20 protein-coding genes are annotated in these 19,133 nt (G+C 37.2%); 16 read left to right on the top strand and 4 right to left on the bottom strand.

Annotated features, from left to right (window positions below; all coding sequences use genetic code 11):
- Window positions 1–34: 34 nt before the first annotated feature.
- Window positions 35–1,027 (top strand): NAD(P)/FAD-dependent oxidoreductase, encoded by a 993-nt coding sequence (locus BMZ04_RS14360; RefSeq protein WP_093272225.1) that lies wholly within the window; start codon window positions 35–37, stop codon window positions 1,025–1,027.
- Window positions 1,028–1,139: 112 nt separating this feature from the next.
- Here the strand turns inward: BMZ04_RS14360 and BMZ04_RS14355 are convergent, their stop codons facing one another.
- On the bottom strand, window positions 1,140–1,514 hold the full coding sequence (locus BMZ04_RS14355; protein WP_093272223.1) for a nucleotide excision repair endonuclease: 375 nt from the start codon (window positions 1,512–1,514) through the stop codon (window positions 1,140–1,142).
- Between the two features lie 131 nt (window positions 1,515–1,645).
- Here BMZ04_RS14355 and BMZ04_RS14350 point away from each other — a divergent pair, with 131 nt between their 5' ends.
- From BMZ04_RS14350 to BMZ04_RS14315, 8 genes are all read left to right on the top strand, one after another.
- A complete protein-coding gene (locus BMZ04_RS14350; RefSeq protein ID WP_093272220.1) occupies window positions 1,646–2,146 on the top strand; it encodes a DinB family protein in 501 nt (166 codons plus the stop codon).
- A 72-nt stretch (window positions 2,147–2,218) separates the two neighbouring features.
- Window positions 2,219–3,202: a diaminopimelate dehydrogenase gene (locus BMZ04_RS14345; RefSeq protein ID WP_093272215.1), complete on the top strand. Its 984-nt coding sequence runs from the start codon at window positions 2,219–2,221 to the stop codon at window positions 3,200–3,202.
- Window positions 3,203–3,258: 56 nt separating this feature from the next.
- A complete protein-coding gene (locus BMZ04_RS14340; protein ID WP_093272212.1) occupies window positions 3,259–4,203 on the top strand; it encodes a dipeptidase in 945 nt (314 codons plus the stop codon).
- Between the two features lie 147 nt (window positions 4,204–4,350).
- The gene (locus BMZ04_RS14335; protein ID WP_093272207.1) at window positions 4,351–4,824 is read left to right on the top strand and encodes a hypothetical protein; all 474 of its coding nucleotides are present in this window, start codon (window positions 4,351–4,353) and stop codon (window positions 4,822–4,824) included.
- Between the two features lie 12 nt (window positions 4,825–4,836).
- Window positions 4,837–5,211 carry a DUF3221 domain-containing protein gene (locus BMZ04_RS14330; RefSeq protein ID WP_093272201.1) on the top strand — a complete coding sequence of 125 codons (375 nt, stop codon included), beginning with the start codon at window positions 4,837–4,839 and terminating at the stop codon, window positions 5,209–5,211.
- A 189-nt stretch (window positions 5,212–5,400) separates the two neighbouring features.
- Window positions 5,401–6,573 carry an MFS transporter gene (locus tag BMZ04_RS14325; RefSeq protein WP_093272196.1) on the top strand — a complete coding sequence of 391 codons (1,173 nt, stop codon included), beginning with the start codon at window positions 5,401–5,403 and terminating at the stop codon, window positions 6,571–6,573.
- 960 nt (window positions 6,574–7,533) lie between these two features.
- Complete coding sequence (locus BMZ04_RS14320; protein ID WP_093272193.1) at window positions 7,534–8,523, top strand: hypothetical protein; 990 nt, start codon at window positions 7,534–7,536, stop codon at window positions 8,521–8,523.
- Window positions 8,524–8,614: 91 nt separating this feature from the next.
- On the top strand, window positions 8,615–9,220 hold the full coding sequence (locus BMZ04_RS14315) for an alpha/beta hydrolase (RefSeq protein ID WP_093272190.1): 606 nt from the start codon (window positions 8,615–8,617) through the stop codon (window positions 9,218–9,220).
- A gap of 129 nt (window positions 9,221–9,349) precedes the next feature.
- On the opposite strand, the gene BMZ04_RS14310 is transcribed toward BMZ04_RS14315, so the two are convergent.
- Window positions 9,350–11,482 (bottom strand): MMPL family transporter, encoded by a 2,133-nt coding sequence (locus BMZ04_RS14310; protein ID WP_093272186.1) that lies wholly within the window; start codon window positions 11,480–11,482, stop codon window positions 9,350–9,352.
- A gap of 107 nt (window positions 11,483–11,589) precedes the next feature.
- Between BMZ04_RS14310 and BMZ04_RS14305 the strand changes: the two genes are divergently transcribed.
- Window positions 11,590–12,222, top strand: a complete 633-nt coding sequence (locus tag BMZ04_RS14305; RefSeq protein WP_093272181.1) for a pentapeptide repeat-containing protein — start codon at window positions 11,590–11,592, stop codon at window positions 12,220–12,222.
- 406 nt (window positions 12,223–12,628) lie between these two features.
- Here the strand turns inward: BMZ04_RS14305 and BMZ04_RS14300 are convergent, their stop codons facing one another.
- Together BMZ04_RS14300 and BMZ04_RS14295 are read right to left on the bottom strand one after the other, a co-directional pair.
- Complete coding sequence (locus BMZ04_RS14300) at window positions 12,629–13,627, bottom strand: inorganic phosphate transporter (protein WP_093272178.1); 999 nt, start codon at window positions 13,625–13,627, stop codon at window positions 12,629–12,631.
- An 11-nt stretch (window positions 13,628–13,638) separates the two neighbouring features.
- Window positions 13,639–14,259, bottom strand: coding sequence for a DUF47 domain-containing protein (locus tag BMZ04_RS14295; protein WP_093272174.1), 621 nt, complete (start codon window positions 14,257–14,259; stop codon window positions 13,639–13,641).
- A gap of 267 nt (window positions 14,260–14,526) precedes the next feature.
- On the opposite strand from BMZ04_RS14295, the gene BMZ04_RS14290 reads away from it, so the two are divergent.
- The 6 genes from BMZ04_RS14290 (at window position 14,527) to fumC (ending at window position 19,009) form a co-directional block, all read left to right on the top strand.
- Window positions 14,527–15,036, top strand: a complete 510-nt coding sequence (locus tag BMZ04_RS14290; RefSeq protein ID WP_093272170.1) for an NfeD family membrane protein — start codon at window positions 14,527–14,529, stop codon at window positions 15,034–15,036.
- Between the two features lie 18 nt (window positions 15,037–15,054).
- The gene (locus tag BMZ04_RS14285; RefSeq protein ID WP_093272165.1) at window positions 15,055–16,578 is read left to right on the top strand and encodes a flotillin family protein; all 1,524 of its coding nucleotides are present in this window, start codon (window positions 15,055–15,057) and stop codon (window positions 16,576–16,578) included.
- A gap of 204 nt (window positions 16,579–16,782) precedes the next feature.
- A complete protein-coding gene (locus BMZ04_RS22855; protein ID WP_255367929.1) occupies window positions 16,783–17,061 on the top strand; it encodes a cupin domain-containing protein in 279 nt (92 codons plus the stop codon).
- The gene (locus BMZ04_RS22850) at window positions 17,058–17,198 is read left to right on the top strand and encodes a hypothetical protein (RefSeq protein ID WP_255367928.1); all 141 of its coding nucleotides are present in this window, start codon (window positions 17,058–17,060) and stop codon (window positions 17,196–17,198) included. Before BMZ04_RS22855 ends, BMZ04_RS22850 begins: the two co-directional genes overlap by 4 nt.
- A 116-nt stretch (window positions 17,199–17,314) precedes the next feature.
- Window positions 17,315–17,617 (top strand): HD-GYP domain-containing protein, encoded by a 303-nt coding sequence (locus BMZ04_RS22845; RefSeq protein WP_255367927.1) that lies wholly within the window; start codon window positions 17,315–17,317, stop codon window positions 17,615–17,617.
- 15 nt (window positions 17,618–17,632) lie between these two features.
- The gene (gene fumC / locus BMZ04_RS14275) at window positions 17,633–19,009 is read left to right on the top strand and encodes a class II fumarate hydratase (RefSeq protein ID WP_093272161.1); all 1,377 of its coding nucleotides are present in this window, start codon (window positions 17,633–17,635) and stop codon (window positions 19,007–19,009) included.
- The last annotated feature ends 124 nt before the right edge of the window (window positions 19,010–19,133 follow it).

Raw genomic sequence — 19,133 nt, 5'->3', positions numbered from 1 at the left:
TCAATCTTGAAAAAGTAGTAGGGTAGGTGTAAGTATGGATGAGGAATTATATGATGTAATTATTATTGGCGGAGGTCCAACAGGGTTATTTGCTTCTTTTTATGCAGGACTACGCGATTTAAAAGTGAAGATAATTGATAGCTTACCACAATTAGGTGGTCAATTGATGGAGCTTTATCCCGATAAATATATATACGATATTGGTGGACTTCCAAAGATTTTAGCCAAAGATTTAGTGGCGAATTTGGAGGAACAGGCAGCTTATAGCAATCCGACGATTTGTTTGGAAGAAACGGCAATGTCGCTTGAAAAATTTTCGGATTATTTTGCATTAACAACAGATAAAGCAGTACACTATTCGAAAACAATATTGCTCACTTCTGGTATTGGTTCTTTCCAACCTCGGAAGTTAAATGTTCCAGGAGCAGCCGAATATGAAGGGAAGAACCTTCATTACAAAGTGAAAGATATTAATCATTTCAAGGACTCGAATGTGCTCGTATTAGGTGGAGGGGACTCAGCGCTTGATTGGTCCTTGATGTTAGAGGATGTTGCTTCAGACGTAACAATTTGCCATCGGAAAGAACAATTTACTGCTCATGAAATGACTGTTCAGCAATTACTAAATTCTAAAGTTCAAGTTAAAACACCTTTTGGTATTAAAGAATTAGTAGGAGACGGGCAAGCAGTTCAAGAAGTAGTGATTGTTGGAAAAGATAAATCCGAACAACGAATTCCAGTTGACCATGTCATTGTAAATTACGGAAATGTTGCATCACTAGGTCCATTAAAAAATTGGGGATTGGATATGCAAAAAAATTCAGTCGTTGTAAACGAAAAAATGGAAACGAATATAGAAGGAATATATGCCGCAGGTGATGTATCTACGCATGAAGGAAAAGTGAAACTAATAGCGGTTGGCTTTGGAGAAGTACCAATTGCAATTAGCCATATTAAAACATTTATCGATCCGAAATCACGTGTTCAACCACTTCATAGTACGAGTATTTTTGAGACTGTGAAATAAAAACTATAAATAAATGGCTAGGACACCACCCTTGGAGTAAAAGCTAAGAGAGCAATCAAAAAACACAAAGAGAAAATGGATTACTTTCTCTTTGTGTTTTTTATTAAGATACTTATCTAAAAAATGCTTTGTCGATATTGTATTTTGACTTTAGTGTATTAATAGCATATGTTTCGTAAATTTCACGATCCATCGCTTCTTCTACTATACATACACTGATTTTGTACACTTCGTCACGGTGTTTAATCATTGGGGATACATTGTCTTCAAAGTGCTTTTTAATACGTTGTCTAATTTTACGTGCTTTCCCGACGAATAATAGCTCATCATTTTTGTTATAAAACATAAAGATGCCACCTTTATCACGAGGGAGTTGGTGGAAGTCGATAAATCCATGAATTGATGGAATTTCAATCTCGCCTTCTTTTAGTACTTGTTCACGTTGGGTAATAGTAACAGTTGGTTTTGGTAATTCGATTTTAATCAATTTGCTCACGTCCTCTTATTGTCTGTCCTTTAGTCTACCATAACGAGGCAGTAATATCTATTCGCAAGTAAGCAGGAATCTTTCTTTATTATATCGAAATATAACTTATAAACAAATTTGGAGGAATCTACATGATTAGAACTTTAGATGATTTTTTGATGAATTGGAAACATGAATCTGAATCAACGCTCAAAATATTAAATACATTAACAGACGAATCATTAAACCAAAAGGTATATGAAGAAGGCAGAACACTAGGGACGCTTGCTTGGCATATCGTTGTGACAATCGATGAGATGGTCGGGAAAACAGGATTGCAATTCAAAGCCACTTCACATGATGCACCGAAACCAACAACAGCAAAAGAAATGGCAGTGGCATATAGAGAATCTAGCGATGAGATGGTTCGAGCGATAAAAGAGCAGTGGTCAGATGATACGCTACTAGAAGAAAAAGATATGTACGGTCAAACTTGGACAGTTGCAAATATTCTACACGTTTTAACCTCCCATCAAACACATCACAGGGGTCAAATCACCGTGTTAATGCGTCAAGCAGGGCTTGTAGTACCAGGGATGTATGGTCCATCGAAAGAGGAATGGCTGGCTTTTTCTGGAGAAGCACCTGAATAATTATTCGTTGACTGTTTAGTAATATGCATGTATTTTAATACTAGAGAAATTGTAGAGATGGGGGAAAAGTTGTTGAGTAAAATTCGAATTGGTATTATTGGTTACGGAAACTTAGGGCGAGGAGTCCAGTTAGCGGTGAAACAAAATCCTGATATGGAGTTAGTTGGTGTATTTACCAGACGGGATCCTTCAACTGTTCAAGTAAACGATGCTTCTGTTGGTGTATATTTAGTAGAAGAAGCAAAGGATTTTCAAGATAAAATTGATGTTATGATTTTATGCGGTGGTTCTGCGAAAGACTTACCTGAACAAACGCCACAAATAGCACAAGATTTCCACACCGTAGATAGTTTTGATACACATGCATTAATCCCAGAGTTTTTTGAAAAAGTAGATAAAGCTGCAAAAGCTTCTAATAAAATAAGTGTTATATCGGTTGGATGGGATCCGGGTTTATTCTCCTTAAATCGATTGCTTGGCGAAGTTGTACTTCCACAAGGTAATACATATACATTTTGGGGAGATGGCTTAAGTCAAGGACATTCCGATGCAGTACGTCGAGTCGAGGGTGTAAAAAATGCGGTTCAATATACATTACCGGTGAAAGAAGCGGTAGATCGTGTTCGCAATGGAGAACATCCGACACTCTCCACACGCCAAAAGCATACAAGAGAATGTTTCGTTGTATTAGAAGACGGGGCAAAACAAGAAGTTGTGGAGAAACAAATTGTCACTATGCCAAACTATTTCGCTGATTATGATACGACGGTGCATTTTATCTCGGAAGAAGAATTACAACAAAACCACAGTGGCATGCCTCATGGTGGATTTGTAATTCGTAGTGGTGAAAGTGGCAGTCAAGAAAAACAATTGATAGAGTTTTCCTTGAAACTTGAAAGCAATCCTAATTTCACTTCGAGTGTGCTAGTGGCATATGCAAGAGCTGCATATCGTTTAGGGCAAACTGGTCAAAGTGGTGCGAAAACCGCATTTGATATTCCATTTGGACTACTTTCACCAAAATCCGCCGAACAACTTCGTGCGGAATTACTATAAAACTCAACCGGTACCTCTTTTCGAAGAGTATCGGTTTTTTTAGGAGGAAAAAAGAGATGGAAATATACGACTTACATTGTGATGTGCTATATAAACTCGCTAAAGCAGAGTCACCAATTTCTTTTACAGATTCACCTTTACTACAAGCAAATAAAGAGCGATTAGAAGCTGGTAAAATAGCTCTACAAGTATTTGCGGTGTTTGTATCTGAAGGATTTCCAAAAGAAAAGCAATTTATGGAGGCAGTAAGACAAATTGAATTTTTCCATAACGAAATTGTTGGAAAGCATGATGATATAGTAGCCATTTATAAGTGGGAACAACTTGAAAAACTACAAGAAGGGCAAATCGGTGCGGTATTATCACTAGAAGGATTGGACATGATTAATGGAGATATTGAAAAGCTAAAATTGCTACTATCTCATGGGGTTAAATTAGTTGGTCTTACTTGGAATGGTGCAAATGCTGTAGCAGACGGTGCAGCCGAAGAATCTGGAACAGGGTTGACTTCATTTGGTGAAGAAGTAGTTATATTATTAAACGAGCAAAATATTATTATCGACGTTTCCCATTTAAGTGAAAAATCATTTTGGAGTGTACTTCCAAAAGCAAAATGGCTTATGGCAAGCCACTCAAATGCTAGAGCGATATGCGACTCGAATAGAAATTTAACGGATAAGCAACTAAAAGCATTAATCGATAGAGATTCACCAATTCATATTGTCTATTATCCACAGTTTATTAACAATTCTGAAAAAAATGTGGATATGTCGTATTTAGTAAAACATGTTGATCATATTACTTCTCTTGGAGGACAACATTTGATAGGATTAGGCTCAGACTTTGATGGAATAAGTGAATTTGTAAATGGGTTAGAAGATGCATCGAAAACACAAAATTTAGTTAGGTATTTATTGAAGAGTTATTCAACAGAAAAGGTCCTAGGATTTACATCGCAAAACTTCAGTCGATTTGTGAGACAAATTAGCAAGGAGGAATAAGGCAATTGGGTAGTTTACCAGATTGGTTTTTTGCAGTCGCTATAGCTGTGGTTATTTGTTTTATAATCGTTGCGGAATGGTGGACGCGTAGAGGATAATGAGTATGATATACTATACAAATGAAACAGATAAAGAAAGAGGAATCACATGCTAACATTTGAAGAAAAAGAAGCAATTATCCAAGAGTTTAAGGAACTCACTCGAAAAGAAGTATCTTTAAAGCGCGTGAATTATCATTATGAAGCTAGTTTATATGAGAAAACGACAGTCATTTATCACCTTCATCCAAATGGGAATGGATTTGTCTATGTAGGAGATCTTCCGCAATATGAAGAAGCTGATGACAAAGGACTTTTGAACATTCGTGAGGCTACTGCTGATGAATTAAGACAAACGATTAAAGATTCAATCGCTTATTTAGCGACAGAGGAAGAAGAGGTTGCCCTGGAAGAAGTAGAAGAAGTGTGGAAAAACAAAGAAAACTCGAAGTTAACATTGTTACAAGAGGATGAAATGTGGAATATTTATCATGGCTACAACTTAGAAGAAAGCTTCGGTTCCTATGCAGAAGCAAAAGCGTATCTACTAGAAGAAGGCTTCCGTAAAGTGGCTTCTAAGTAAGGGGGATTTCATGTGAAAGGGAGATCTACTGTTGCAATTATGTTAGCTCTTACGCTTTTAGCGATTGGGGCTATCTTTTATTTCATCATGCAGTTTTATGAAAAAAATCCAACCCAATCAAAGCCAACTGGGTATATGAGTGGAATTATTGTAGATATGAATAACACGAGTATACTTGTCGTGGGTGATCTGACGGCAGAGGAAGCAAAAAACCTTTCTGTACAAGAGGCAATTGATAATGGAAAAGATGCAACATGGTTTACGATAACAATGGGTCTACGAGAAGCGCTAGAAAAATATGATGAAGTAAAAGTTGGTTATGATGCTTTAGCAGAATCTTATCCAATGCAAGGAACAGCCAAAACGCTTGAGAAGTTGAATGAATAGTAAGAGAGAGTTGCTCGATTAGTTAAACGAGTGACTCTTTTTTTGTCGTGGCGAATCCACCAAAAACCTCCGCAAGTTACCCAACAGTTTTATTTTTACGTGGACTAAAAATACATTCTTGTATAGTACTCGGTAGCGTGGTATTCTTTTGCAGGTGTGCTATTATTTTTGAATGAAAGTAGGTAACAAATGACGAAAGATCAACGAAAGAAACTATTTGTTTTAATGATAAATATGTTTATCGCGATAGGGAGTTTTGGAATAATTATTCCTATTTTGCCGGCGTATTTGAAGTCTATCGGGCAAGGTGGAACGGCGGCAGGACTTATGATTGCGATATTCGCTGGGGCACAGCTTGTGATGTCTCCAATTGCAGGTAAATGGGCAGACAAATATGGAAGAAGAATTATGATTATTGCGGGTTTAAGCGGCTTAGCATTATCTATGTTCGTGTTTTATTTTTCTGATTCTGTAAGTGTTTTATATGTGTCGCGTGTGATAGGTGGTATAGGTGCAGCGTTACTAGTACCAGCAATTTTTGCTTATGTTGCAGATATCACGACGATGGATCAACGTGCAAAAGGGAATAGTTTTATCTCTGCATCGATGTCGCTTGGGATTGTTGTTGGACCTGGTATTGGTGGATTTTTAGCCGAATTTAGTTTGAAAATGCCACTTTTGATATCTGCAATTGTAGGTGTGGTAGCAGTTATCTTTTCGCTATTCGTACTAAAGGAAAGTAAACCGGAAAATAGTGTAGTGCCTGAACATAAACCAGAGCCTATGGTGAAAGAGATTGTGCAATCGGTTAAGAAACCTTATTTTATCCCACTTGTTATTACACTTGTGATGAGCTTTGGGTTGATGGCGTATGAATCCGTTCTTGGTCTTTTTGTGGACAATGAATTTGGTGCTACTCCACAAGATATTGCCTGGATGATAACAGCTACTGGAATCGTCAGTGTAATTGTCCAGTTAGCGGCTGTTGACTGGGTTGTACGCCGCTTTGGAGAAGTAAATGTGTTGAAAATATTTTTAGGTGTAGCAGCTTTTGGCTTTTTATTATCGATTTTCGTATCTAACTATGCATTTTTCTTCGTTATTACAATGATTATTTTCCTATCTACTTCGATTTTACGTCCAGTGCTTACGACGCTAATATCGAAGTTAGCAGGACAGGAACAAGGATTTGCAATGGGTATGAATAACGCATATATGAGTATCGGAAATGTATTAGGACCACTTTTAGCCGGATTATTATATGATGTGCATATTATATATCCATTTGTATTAGGATTGATCGTATTACTTATTACAATGATCGGATCGATTTTATGGAAGGGTACAAAGAAAATAGCATAAAGAGAGCTGTTCCATAATTTGAATTATGGAGCAGTTTTTTTGTGCTTTAGGAAATTATTAAAAGCTAGAAATACGGATAATTTTTCCAATCGATATAAGGTATGTCATTTTTATATAGAACGCTATATAGGAATACTGCGCAACAATTAGTTTCCGCTAGGATTTCCGCTGCAGGGCGGACGCTTTCCGCGGGGTGAGCGATGAGCCATCACCGTAGCTTCGCGTCCGTTGTGATGTCTCATCTGTCTCACTCATCCCGCAGGAGTCGCCGCCCTTCCGCTACAATCCACCGAAATTGCTAGCAAATCAGCGTTACTGTTTAAATTCAATCTTATGTAGTATTTCGATGTATAGGTATCCAGTAAATGGCTAAGAGCAAACAACCAGTTATGGAAACCAATTAAATTGCTGGTAAAAGTACCAAATTATTAAATTGGCAATTTTACTTGGATTGAGACGACTATAAATAGGAGGTGTTATTCCAATAGCTAGCTGAATGAGGCAAGTGTTATCCTAGTAAATGCTCCACTTATTTGGAGACGGCATTTTCAAATTAGGTTTAATAATTATTGCCTAGTGGATGTAATAAACATAGATCTCTCATACTGCGGACGCCAAATTAGCGAGAAATTCTCTTTGATTGAAGCGTCCGCCTGTAGCGGAAATCATAGCGGACACTTAATTGAGCTTTTTATTGCGCTGTATTCCTATTATGTGCGAGCTTCCATTGATTGTTTCCACATGCTATATCAGATAGTGACAGGAGCATGAGCGCTTTTGTTCTTAGTGAGAAAAGAAAGTTTTAGTTCGAATATTTCATTGTTTAGTGGAAAAACGGGAAGTTTAGTTGGAAACTGATTGTGCGGAAGTAAATTCACTTTTGAAATGTCACAAAATTGTATCTTTTGAGAAGGTTTTTATTCATAGGGAAGATATAATAAAAGAAAAGGAGGAATTTACATGGTGTATCGCAAAACCCGAAAGGCTAATTTAGCGCTGGCATTTCTTCTTCTAGTACTTACAACGAATTTTCTTCTTTATCATTCTGGAGTCCCAGATTTTCTATCTCTTTCATTAAATAGCGGTGTAGCTATTGGATCGCTTATTGATTTAGCAATTGTTGCACCCGTTTTAGTTTATGTGGCATTTAAAATATCAATAAAACAAACAATTGGATTAATGGTATTTGGTCTAGTACTAGCAAAATTTATTATTCCCGATGAGTTGTATGCTGGTCTTGCATTGGAAGCGTTGTTAGTGTTTGCAGAGCTAGCGCTTATTTTTATCGTTATTCGTAAAGCATCAGCAATTCGAACCGAAATGAAAGAATTGAAAGAGGATGCAATTTATAGCTTACTTCCAGCGGTTGAAAAAGTAGCAACAAAAAATGTTCTTATTCGTGTGCTAATGTCTGAATTTTTGATGTTTTACTATGCGTTGTTTACATGGAAAAAGAAAGCACCTTGCCACGAAGGTGTAGTGACCATGCATGAAAAGACGAGCGCTATTGCGGTGAATATTATGCTGATCCATGCAATTGTAATTGAAACAATCGGATTACATTGGTGGCTACATGAAAAATCACTCGTTCTGTCGATAATTTTACTCGTACTAAATATATACTCTATCTTTTTTATTATTGCTGACATCCAAATTACAAGACTTCATCCAATGGAAATAAAAAACGGAAAACTATATATTACACAAGGGATGGCATCTCGAATCATTGTTTCTTTATCTAATATTAAGGAAGTAGAGTGGGGTGCCGCTTTACCGAGTAAGACAACGTTGCAACTTGTATATAAAGATCTTGAAAAAATTGAACCTCAGGCAATTGTCCGCTTACATGCACCAGTAGAAGCAGCAATGTTTATGGGAGTGAAAAAGAAAGTAACTGAATTTGCAATTCGAGTGGATGAACCAGAAAAGTTAAAGCGGTTGTTAACTTAAGTAGTTTCAATGCAAACTCTTTTATTTGACCTACTAAATGAATGAAGTTATAATTATCTTGAATTCAAGATATGTGAGGAGGAATATGAACATGAAACATGTTTTTTATAAAGGTGAAGATCAGTCAAGACCAACCTTATTATTATTGCACGGTACAGGCGGAAATGAGCATGATTTGGTTGGATTGGGGAAAGAAATCGACGGAGCTGCTAACATATTAAGTGTTCGTGGCAATATATCTGAAAATGGTATGCCACGTTTTTTCAAACGCTTAGCTGAAGGTGTATTTGATATGGAGGATTTAATGTTTCGAACAGAGGAGTTAAAAAACTTCGTCGATGAAGCAGCTGAAAACTATGAATTTGATCGTAATAATGTAGTGGCCATTGGTTATTCAAACGGTGCCAATATAGCGGCTAATCTATTATTCGAATATAAAAACGTGTTGAAAGGTGCAATTTTGCATCATCCAATGGTTCCTAGACGTGGAGTAGAACTTCCGACTCTTACAGGTGCACCTGTATTTATCGGTGCAGGGAAAAATGACCAAATGTGCCCAGCCGCAGAATCCGAGGAATTACGTGATTTACTACAAAATGCCGGAGCAGAAGTAGAGCTATATTGGCATTCATATGGACATCAATTAACACAAGATGAAGTACAAGCAGCGAAAGCTTGGTATCAAAACAATTTTTAAGAAATCAATGATCCAATAAATCGGTATGAACCGGTTTATTGGTATTTTTTTTTATTGGGAAATAGTTGTCTTTGAAAGAATAACAAAACCGCCAAACAAAGTTTAACTTTACTTGGCGGTTTCCGACTCTTAATGCCATTTACTGGCTTTATATGGTCCTTTTCTAAAAGGCATCCACCAATTCCATTTTCCGAACAGCTTCATCAAGCTCGGAACTAGTAACAATCGAATTATTGATGCATCGATTGCGACTGCAATAGCAATGCCGATTCCAATTTGCTTCACTGGCATTACATCTGTAAAAGCAAAAGCGCCAGTGATGACAATCATAATTAGTGCAGCAGAAGTAATAATCTTACTCGTAGAGGTAAGCCCATCAATTGTAGCGGCTGTGTTATCCAGACTTTTCGAGTACTCTTCTTGAATGCGGGATATTAAAAACACTTCGTAGTCCATGCTGAGCCCGAAAACTAAGCTAAATACGATGACCGGTATAATAAGTGCAATCGTGGTTTCTTCTACTCCAAAATGTCCGTACTGGAATATATAAACTAGAATTCCGAACGTTGAGGATAGACCTATCACATTCATAATAATTGCCTTTAGCGGTATTAAAATAGAACGGAAAGCGATCATTAGGATGACAAATGTGGAACCTAAAATGATTGCAAGTAGCACACCTATTTTATTAAATATCTCATCGAAAATTTCTTGATTGAATTTAGGTTGTCCGCCTAGCATCATATCGACACCTAACTTTTTTTCGGACCATTCGCGAGCCCAATCTTGTGCTTCATCAGAGGAACCGTTCAAATCCAGTGTTACTGGGATTAATAACTTGTTTCCTTGAACAAATGATTCAAACAAAGGGGTTAACTCTGCTTTTACTTCAGGAATCTGCATGCTTTGCTCCCATTGATCGATTGTAGCAATATTACTTGCAGTAAAGATTGTATTAACCGAATTCACATCTTTATCTTCTAACAATTGGTCTTCAATTTTTTTCATCTCTTCAAGCCCGTCCGTATTTTCCCAGCCATCACTACGTTCAGCAATCATATAAACAGTGGATTTTTCACCTAATCCGAACTCTTTATCCATTAATTCGTACGCTTGGCGAGAATCATAAGAAATGGGCAATGAGTCTACTTGTGGAATCGTTAGTTTCATATCTTTTACAGGAATAATACCAATTCCTAAAAGAATAAGCGCTACTAAGATTAATGCAACAGGACGCTTCATGACAAAAGCGGCAAAGTTACGCCATCTAGTTGAAGCACCGGGTTTTACTCGAATAATCGTCCATTTATTAATACGATCTTTCAATAATAATAAGAGGGAAGGAAGTAGCGTAATGGATGCTAACACAGCCATAAACACGACAAGCATCCCACCAAGTGCCAGGTTTTGGAATATCTCTACTTTCATGACAAGCATTGCACCTAAACCGATGAATACACAAACTGCAGAGAAAATAATAGAGCGTCCGGCCGTTTGAATCGATATCTGCACGGCTTCTATAATAGATTGTTTCACCCGTTCTTCCTTATAGCGGTTAATAAGTAAGAGCGCAAAATCAATACTTAACGCAAGCCCGAGCATTGGAATTATATTCAATACAAATATCGATAAATTCATCGTTTCGCTAAATAATGTCATAACGCCAAAAGCAGAAACAACCGTTACGATACCGACGATTAGCGGAACAAATGCTGCAACTACACTACCAAAAGCAAGAAGTAGTACAACCATAGCAATCGGTATTCCAATTGCTTCCGCACTAGCTAAATCTTTTTGACTGGCAGCATTAATATCTTTATTAATAGCAGCACCCCCGGTTAATGTAACCCCTTTTTCACCGTCGATCGTTTTGCGAATACTATCAACCACTTCGTTCATATCCGCAGTGTTGCCACTGAAATGTAACATTGCATAAGCAACTTGATCTTTGTAAAGTGCAGGATCATCTAAAGGTGACTGAATCGATTCAGCAATCTGTAAATTTTCCATCTGAGAAATAGTTTGCTGGATTGTTTCATTCGACACCTGATTAAAAACAATAAATAACGTTTCCGCTGGTAGATTAAATGTATCTGTTAGTTCTTCCATCACTTGCTGATGCTCACCGTTCGTACTAAACCCGTCCCCTGCTAATAAACTTGGTAAACGAATGGCAAGAACCGCCAAAGCAATAAAAAGTACTAACCAAAAGATTAATATCGTTTTGTAATAGCGTGTAACTATATTAGACAACCATTGCATAAAGTTTCCTCCTCATACTAAATAACTTTCTTTATTGTACTAAAAAGCAGAGAGAATATACTAATATGATGTTAAGATAAGAGGAAAATGAAAGGGAGGAATCTTAATTGAAAATTACTCCACCAAAGCTGCGCAGCTTTTTACCTGAACTGGATGTAAAAAGTGCAATTTTAGAAGATTATTACGTATCAGAAGGGATCGTTACATTTTTAGAATTGGAAGAGGAGCAAGAAGATAAGATCATATTTGACCAAATACATTTTCAAGGCATTTCAATGGAAGGAGTACGATTTCATCAAGTCGAATTCGTGGATTGTTTGTTTGAAAAATGTGATTTGTCTAATGTGGACTTTGGAAATACTGTATTTCATCGAGTTGAGATAAGAAACTCCAAGCTAATAGGAACTAATATTTCTCAAAGTAGACTGACAGACGTGAAAATAGAGGATTCTGTTGCAAATTATATGAGTATGAGTTTTTCTAAATTAAAGAAAGTAATGTTTAAACAAACCACTTTAAATCGAGCAGATTTTATCGAAGCATCATTTGATAAAGTAAGCTTGGAAAAATGTGAACTAGATGGAGCAAATTTCACCGAAACCGATTTAAAAGGAATCGATTTAAGTACAAATATATATGAACAGCTCACAGTATCAATGGAAAAGCTCAAAAATTGTACTGTTTCTACTGACCAAGCAATAAGCTTTGCAAAATCACTCGGTCTAATTATAAAAGAATAAATCATATGAAAAAGGGGCTGTCCAATAAGTCCCTAAGTTGAAGCATGTGTAGAAAAATGAGTTTTTTTCTACACATGTTTTTTTATATACTTTTTTAGTAAGCTATTATTTTTTGAAGGAAATTGATTGTAGTGGAAGACGGCGACTCCAGCGGGAATAGCAGATGTTTTCTTGCACCGAAAGCGAAGCGACAGGTGCATGAGGTGAAGGCCCCGCAGGAGCGCACATAGGAACAAAGGCTAAGAGCGCCACCTCGTGTAGCAACGCCTTCGTGACCAACATCTTGTTGGCCTGAGGAGATTGAAGCCATGCCCGCGGAAAGCGTCCGTCTGGAACGGAAATCAATTCATTGGAAAAGGGACTATCCCTCAGTCACTAAATGACTTTAGGAACAGCCCCTTTCTATTTAATAAAATAAGTTCAGTATTTGGAATATAACTCCTGCTACTACTGCAGAAATCGGTAATGTAATAATCCATGTTAAAACGATTTTCTTCGCTACGCCCCATTTTACACCTTTCACACGTTGTGCAGTACCAACCCCCATAATAGCAGATGAAATAACATGTGTCGTAGAAACTGGTAAGTGAATAGTAGTTGCACCAAAAATGATCATAGCGGATGATAAATCGGCTGCAGCTCCATTTATAGGACGAATCTTCATAATTTTACCGCCAACCGTTTTAATGATTTTATAACCTCCAATGGATGTACCTAGTCCCATTGCAGCTGCTGCGGCAATTCGTACCCATAACTGAATATCATCCGTTGTTTGCAACTCTGCAGCGATTAAAGCCATTGTAATAATCCCCATTGCTTTTTGCGCATCGTTTGTACCGTGGGTAAATGATTGAAGTGCCGCCGTTCCGATTTGAAATGTGCGGAACCCTTTATTTGTTCCATGTAAGCTTGTCTTTTTAAATAGTACTTTGAATAAAGACATCATTAAAAATCCGACTGCTAACGCTAAAAATGGTGAGATGATTAATGCTTGAATGATTTTTATGAATCCTTCCCAGTTCAAAATCCCAAACCCTGCAGCAGAAACGGCAGCCCCAGCGATTGAACCGATTAAAGTATGCGAAGAACTGGAAGGAATCCCAAAATACCAAGTTAATAGGTTCCAAATAATAGCGGAAAGTAAAGCAGCTAAAATAATTAGCGAGCCATTTTGTAATAAGAACGGATCAACGATATCCTTTGTAATTGTCTTTGCAACTCCGGTAAAAGTAAGCGCTCCAACAAAGTTCATAACAGCGGCCATTAATACCGCAACTCTTGGTTTTAAAGCTCTTGTTGAAACAGAAGTTGCAATAGCATTAGCCGTATCATGAAACCCGTTTATGAAATCAAAGGCTAAAGCAAAAAAGACAACAAGAATTGTAAGAATTAAAATAGAATCCATAAGACGTGCTCCTACGCATTTCGCATGATAATTGCTTCAATCGTAGTAGCTACGTTTTGACAATAATCTGCAACTTCTTCTAGTTTTTCATATATATCTTTAAATTGAATAATTCGAATCGGGTCTTTCTCATTTAAAAACAATTGTTTAATAGATGAACGAAGTACTTCATCACATTTACGTTCATAATCTTTAATAAGAACCGAATGCTCATGCATTTTAAGAAGCTTCTTCTGTGCAAGAAGTTCCATAGCTTTTACAATTTCATCTGTACTTTTTACAATATATCCTAAAAACGTACGCATAGAATCATCGATTTCAATAAGAGAGAACATTTCTAAATTTGCTGTAAAATCGTCAATGCCATCTAAAATATCATCCATTCTAATGGCTAATTGCAAGATATCTTCTCGTTCAATAGGGGTCATGAACGATTTATTCAGCATTACAATTAGATCGTGAATTAATTTGTCTCCTGCCGTCTCATAGTTTTTTACATGAACACTAATTTCCTTTAAATCTGCAACGGAATTAATGCGGAAATCATCTGCATAGTGCGTTGCTTCTTGCATGTTTTTGGCGATATTTAACAATGAAGCGAAAAAGGGATCTGTCTTTTTTGAACCAATCATAAAAAAGCCTCCTGGACTTTGAAATTTATTTTTCAACATTTTTTCCTCAAATAGCATACCAAAAAAATTACAAAATCTACACACTTTTTACTTTATGTTATCAAAATTTACAATACTGTAACATTGCCACCTAAAATAAGGATGGGATATGCTAAATGAAAGCGCTTTTTATAAAAATATATTTAAAGATTTATAAGAATGTAAAAATATGAAACTTTCAGCTATTTATCCCGTATATAAGATTATAGAATCAAATAGGGGAAAGGGGTGAGAGAAATAGAGCAAATCTTCTTATATGGATTATTCGGTATTGGTTTAATCACAATCTTATATGTATTGTTTGCAGATGCGATTGATGGGATGGATAGTGGAATTTTTAATCCAACGACTGTACTTACTTTCTTACTATTTATCTGTGCAACTGGCTTTATACTATTAAAGGTAACGAGCTGGAATGAAGAAATAATAATAATAGTAGCACTTGTAGTTTCAAGCATAATAACATTTTTATTATATTTCTTTGTTCTAGTTCCATTAGCTTCTGCAGAAGTTTCGACAGCATATACAAATGAGTCACTGCAAGGTCAGGTTGCGCGAGTAATTGTACCAATTCCTCTGGATGGTTTTGGAGAAATAGTGATTGAAACAGTGAATGGAATCATTTCTAAAAGGGCAGCAGGATATGACCGAGAAGAGATAGATTACGACAAGAAAGTGTTAATAATTGATGTTGAAAACGGTACATTTTTGGTAAAAGAATATGAGCCTTTAAAATGATAATAGGGGGAATGTAAAATGGATTTAGGACTTTTAATCGTAATAGGAATTGTTGTCTTTGTTTTGATCGTTGTACTTGCAGTGTATATTACTAAATACCGCACAGTAGGTCCAGACGAGGCGCTTATCGTAACAGGTAGTTATTTAGGATCGAAAAACGTACATACGGACGATTCTGGGAACCGCATTAAAATAATACGCGGTGGCGGAACTTTCGTATTTCCGGTATTCCAACAAGGAGTACCACTTAGTCTTTTATCGAGTAAGCTTGAAGTTACGACGCCTGAAGTGTATACAGAGCAAGGTGTGCCTGTGATGGCAGATGGAACAGCGATTATTAAAATCGGAGGCTCCATATCCGAGATTGCCACTGCAGCTGAGCAGTTTTTAGGAAAATCTAAAGCTGATCGTGAGAATGAAGCAAAAGAAGTATTAGAAGGTCACTTACGCTCCATTTTAGGATCAATGACCGTAGAAGAAATTTATAAAAATCGTGATAAGTTTTCACAAGAAGTACAAAGAGTCGCTTCTCAAGACTTAGCGAAAATGGGATTAATCATTGTTTCATTTACGATAAAAGATGTTCGCGATAAAAATGGTTATCTTGATTCACTTGGAAAACCAAGAATTGCGCAAGTAAAAAGAGATGCAGACATTGCAACGGCAGAGGCAGAAAAAGAAACGCGAATTAAACGTGCAGAAGCTTCTAAAGATGCGCAGCGTGCCGAGATTGAACGTGCGACTGAAATTGCAGAAGCAGAAAAAGATAATCAATTGAAGGTTGCGGAATATCGCCGTGAACAAGATATTGCAAAAGCTCGTGCCGACCAAGCATACGAGCTAGAGACAGCGCGCTCCAAGCAAGAAGTAACAGAACAAGAAATGCAAATCCAAATTATCGAGCGACAAAAGCAAATCGAGCTAGAAGAAAAAGAGATTTTACGTCGTGAGAAACAATATGACTCCGAAGTAAAGAAAAAAGCTGACGCAGACCGTTATGCTATTGAGCAAAATGCAGCAGCTTCTAAATCCCGAGAAATTGCCGAAGCCGATGCTGAAAAATATAGAATTGAAGCGAAAGCGAAAGCCGATGCTGAGAAAGTCCGATTAGATGGACTTGCAAAAGCAGATTCCCAAAGAGCACAAGGCGAATCCGAGGCCGACATTATTCGTCTAAAAGGACTGGCAGAAGCTGAAGCAAAACGCAAAATTGCCGAAGCATTTGATATGTACGGTCAAGCAGCTGTTTTAGATATGATTGTCCATATGTTACCGGAATATGCAAAACAAATTGCAAGTCCACTTTCCAATATTGATAAGATTACGGTAGTAGATACAGGAAGTGGAGAAGGTGGCGGTGCAAACAAAGTGACTTCTTATGCAACTAGTTTAATGTCCACCCTACAAGAAACGTTAAAAGCTTCATCCGGTATCGATGTAAAAGAAATGCTTGAAAACTACTCTGGCAAAGGGAATATTCGACCAAGTCTTGACCAGCTAACAGAAGAAATAAAAAAATCCAATGTTGAGATAGCGAAATGATCTATATGTAAGCCGAGGAAAAACCCTCGGCTTTTTTTGTTTTATTTCACTTATTCTAAATAAACTATATAATGTGGGATGTTGTCGAATGAATGGAGGCAAATAGCATGCTAACAATCGAACAGGTGCGGGATCTCAAGCAAAAGCTGCATTCGCCGATAGTTGTGACAGATAAATCTGTAACGACTTACATAGGGACTGCAGATGGGCATTACCTACTCTTTATACACTTTATTCCCTGGTAGTATTTCTTGGATTTATTACCCTCAGAATAATGATGACACATTTAAAGAGCAATATACCATTCTTAGTGGAGAACTTGAAGTAGAAAGAGGATGCGAGAAAGTTATCTTGTATCCTGGTGATGTAATTGATACAAAAATGAATCACGATGTCCATACTTGTTATGCAAAAGAAACTGTAGAAATGTTATTTGAAATGACCTCCATTTTTTTGAGCACAACTTTAAGGAGCGGTATATGATCCAACAAGACGCAAGAAAAATACAAGAAGTGGACGGGTATACTTATCACCATTGTGCAAGAATCAGGGATTATTCTATTGAACTTTGGAAAAGGATGAAACCGACACAAGGTGTATCTATTATAAGCATAGGGTAATATTTTCATGATATTGGTAAACTAGCGGTTCCAATAGAAGTTTTAAATAAATCGGGAAAATTAACAGAGAATGAGTGGGAAATCATCAAGATGCATACTACATTAGGGCGAAAATGATGAGGAACCATGAGGTAGAACGTTTGCAGGAAGCCGCTTTTATTGTGGAAGAGCATCATGAGCGGTATGATGGAAAAGGATATCCATATGGGTTAATGGGGAGCGAAATTTCATTGGAAGCTTCTATCGTTTCCGTCGTAGATGCGTTCGATGCTATGACGACAAACCGTGTCTATAGAGGGGCGATGACGATTGAAGAAGCTATTCAAGAGATGAAAAATGGAAAAGGCACTCAATTTAACCCGCTTGTAGTGGATGAGTTTTTGAGAATGCTAGAAGAAAAAAACAACAAATGGGATTAAGAAGGAGAGAAAAAAATGTCTTATCGTATTGAACGTGATTCTATGGGAGAAATTCAAGTTCCACAAGATAGTCTTTGGGGTGCACAAACACAAAGGTCAAAAGAAAACTTTAAAATTGGCAATGAAAAAATGCCGATTGGTGTTGTTCATGGACTTGCCCTACTAAAAAAATCTGCAGCAATAGTTAGTCACTCTCTAGGAAATCTATCAGAAACAAAAAAAGATGCTATCGCAGTAGCTGCAGACGAAATTCTAACAGGAAATCTAGATGCACATTTTCCATTAGTTGTTTGGCAGACAGGTAGCGGTACGCAATCGAATATGAATGTAAACGAAGTCATCGCCCATCGAGGAAATCAAATTCTGGAGGAACAAGGGAGCGACGAACGACTTCATCCAAATGATGACGTTAACAAATCTCAAAGCTCCAATGATACATTCCCAACAGCTTTACATATTGCAGGAGTGCTCGCTGTAGAAAAACAACTGCTACCAGCAATTGATATATTAAAAGAAACACTAGGTAAGAAATCAGAACAATTTATGGATATTATAAAAATCGGGCGTACGCACTTGCAAGATGCAACACCATTATCACTTGGACAAGAGTTTAGCGGTTGGCATCGTATGCTAGAAAAATCAGCTAAAATGATTACTCAAAGTGTACAAGACATGAAAGAACTTGCGATCGGTGGAACAGCAGTAGGTACGGGACTAAATGCACCAAAAGGATTCGGCGATTTAGTTGCTGCTGAAATATCCAAAGCATTGGGTATTGAATTTACTTCAGCCAAAAATAAATTCCACTCCTTAACAAGCTATGGCGATGTCGTATACGTGCATGGAGCAGTGAAAGCACTTGCTGCGGACTTAATGAAAATCGCTAATGATGTTCGCTTACTTGCAAGTGGTCCACGCTCAGGAATTGGAGAAATCTCGATTCCGGAAAATGAACCAGGTAGTTCCATTATGCCAGGAAAAGTGAATCCGACGCAAAGTGAAGCAATGACGATGGTTGTTGCCCAAGTAATGGGTAATGACACAACAATTAGTTTTGCAGCAAGCCAAGGACATTATCAGTTGAATGTTTTCAAACCAGTAATTATTCATAATTTCCTTCAATCTGTAGGACTACTAAGCGATGCAATCATTAGCTTTAACAACAATTGCGCGGTAGGAATTGAACCAAACTTAGAAACAATCGAACATCATGTAAATAATTCGCTCATGTTAGTTACTGCATTAAACCCGTATATCGGCTACGAAAATGCGGCGAAAATTGCGAAGCATGCACATAAAAATGGAACAACACTGAAAGAAGCAGCAGTTGCGCTTGATTTATTAACTGCTGAAAAGTTCGATGAAATTGTACGTCCGGAAAAAATGATTTAACTTGACTCAGCAGAAATTCCAAACATCTATAAATTGCGGGATGAATGACGGAATGCATTTCAATCAGAGTGAATCCGAACTCCCTGCTCCTGCGGTTACTCGTCGCAAATAAAAATGCTGATTA

Origin of the sequence: Psychrobacillus sp. OK032 (genome assembly GCF_900111345.1) — a bacterium.
GTDB lineage: Bacteria > Bacillota > Bacilli > Bacillales_A > Planococcaceae > Psychrobacillus.
This window is presented reverse-complemented; position numbering and strand designations above follow the sequence as displayed.

Coding starts and splice junctions, on each gene's coding strand:
- BMZ04_RS14300 (WP_093272178.1), bottom strand. CDS start 13,627: ATGGATTCTATTTTAATTCTTACAATTCTTGTTGTCTTTTTTGCTTTA.
- BMZ04_RS22845 (WP_255367927.1), top strand. CDS start 17,315: ATGAGGAACCATGAGGTAGAACGTTTGCAGGAAGCCGCTTTTATTGTG.
- BMZ04_RS14285 (WP_093272165.1), top strand. CDS start 15,055: ATGGATTTAGGACTTTTAATCGTAATAGGAATTGTTGTCTTTGTTTTG.
- BMZ04_RS14320 (WP_093272193.1), top strand. CDS start 7,534: ATGGTGTATCGCAAAACCCGAAAGGCTAATTTAGCGCTGGCATTTCTT.
- fumC (WP_093272161.1), top strand. CDS start 17,633: ATGTCTTATCGTATTGAACGTGATTCTATGGGAGAAATTCAAGTTCCA.
- BMZ04_RS14325 (WP_093272196.1), top strand. CDS start 5,401: ATGACGAAAGATCAACGAAAGAAACTATTTGTTTTAATGATAAATATG.
- BMZ04_RS14350 (WP_093272220.1), top strand. CDS start 1,646: ATGATTAGAACTTTAGATGATTTTTTGATGAATTGGAAACATGAATCT.
- BMZ04_RS14295 (WP_093272174.1), bottom strand. CDS start 14,259: ATGATTGGTTCAAAAAAGACAGATCCCTTTTTCGCTTCATTGTTAAAT.
- BMZ04_RS14310 (WP_093272186.1), bottom strand. CDS start 11,482: ATGCAATGGTTGTCTAATATAGTTACACGCTATTACAAAACGATATTA.
- BMZ04_RS22850 (WP_255367928.1), top strand. CDS start 17,058: ATGATCCAACAAGACGCAAGAAAAATACAAGAAGTGGACGGGTATACT.
- BMZ04_RS22855 (WP_255367929.1), top strand. CDS start 16,783: ATGGGCATTACCTACTCTTTATACACTTTATTCCCTGGTAGTATTTCT.
- BMZ04_RS14340 (WP_093272212.1), top strand. CDS start 3,259: ATGGAAATATACGACTTACATTGTGATGTGCTATATAAACTCGCTAAA.
- BMZ04_RS14315 (WP_093272190.1), top strand. CDS start 8,615: ATGAAACATGTTTTTTATAAAGGTGAAGATCAGTCAAGACCAACCTTA.
- BMZ04_RS14335 (WP_093272207.1), top strand. CDS start 4,351: ATGCTAACATTTGAAGAAAAAGAAGCAATTATCCAAGAGTTTAAGGAA.
- BMZ04_RS14360 (WP_093272225.1), top strand. CDS start 35: ATGGATGAGGAATTATATGATGTAATTATTATTGGCGGAGGTCCAACA.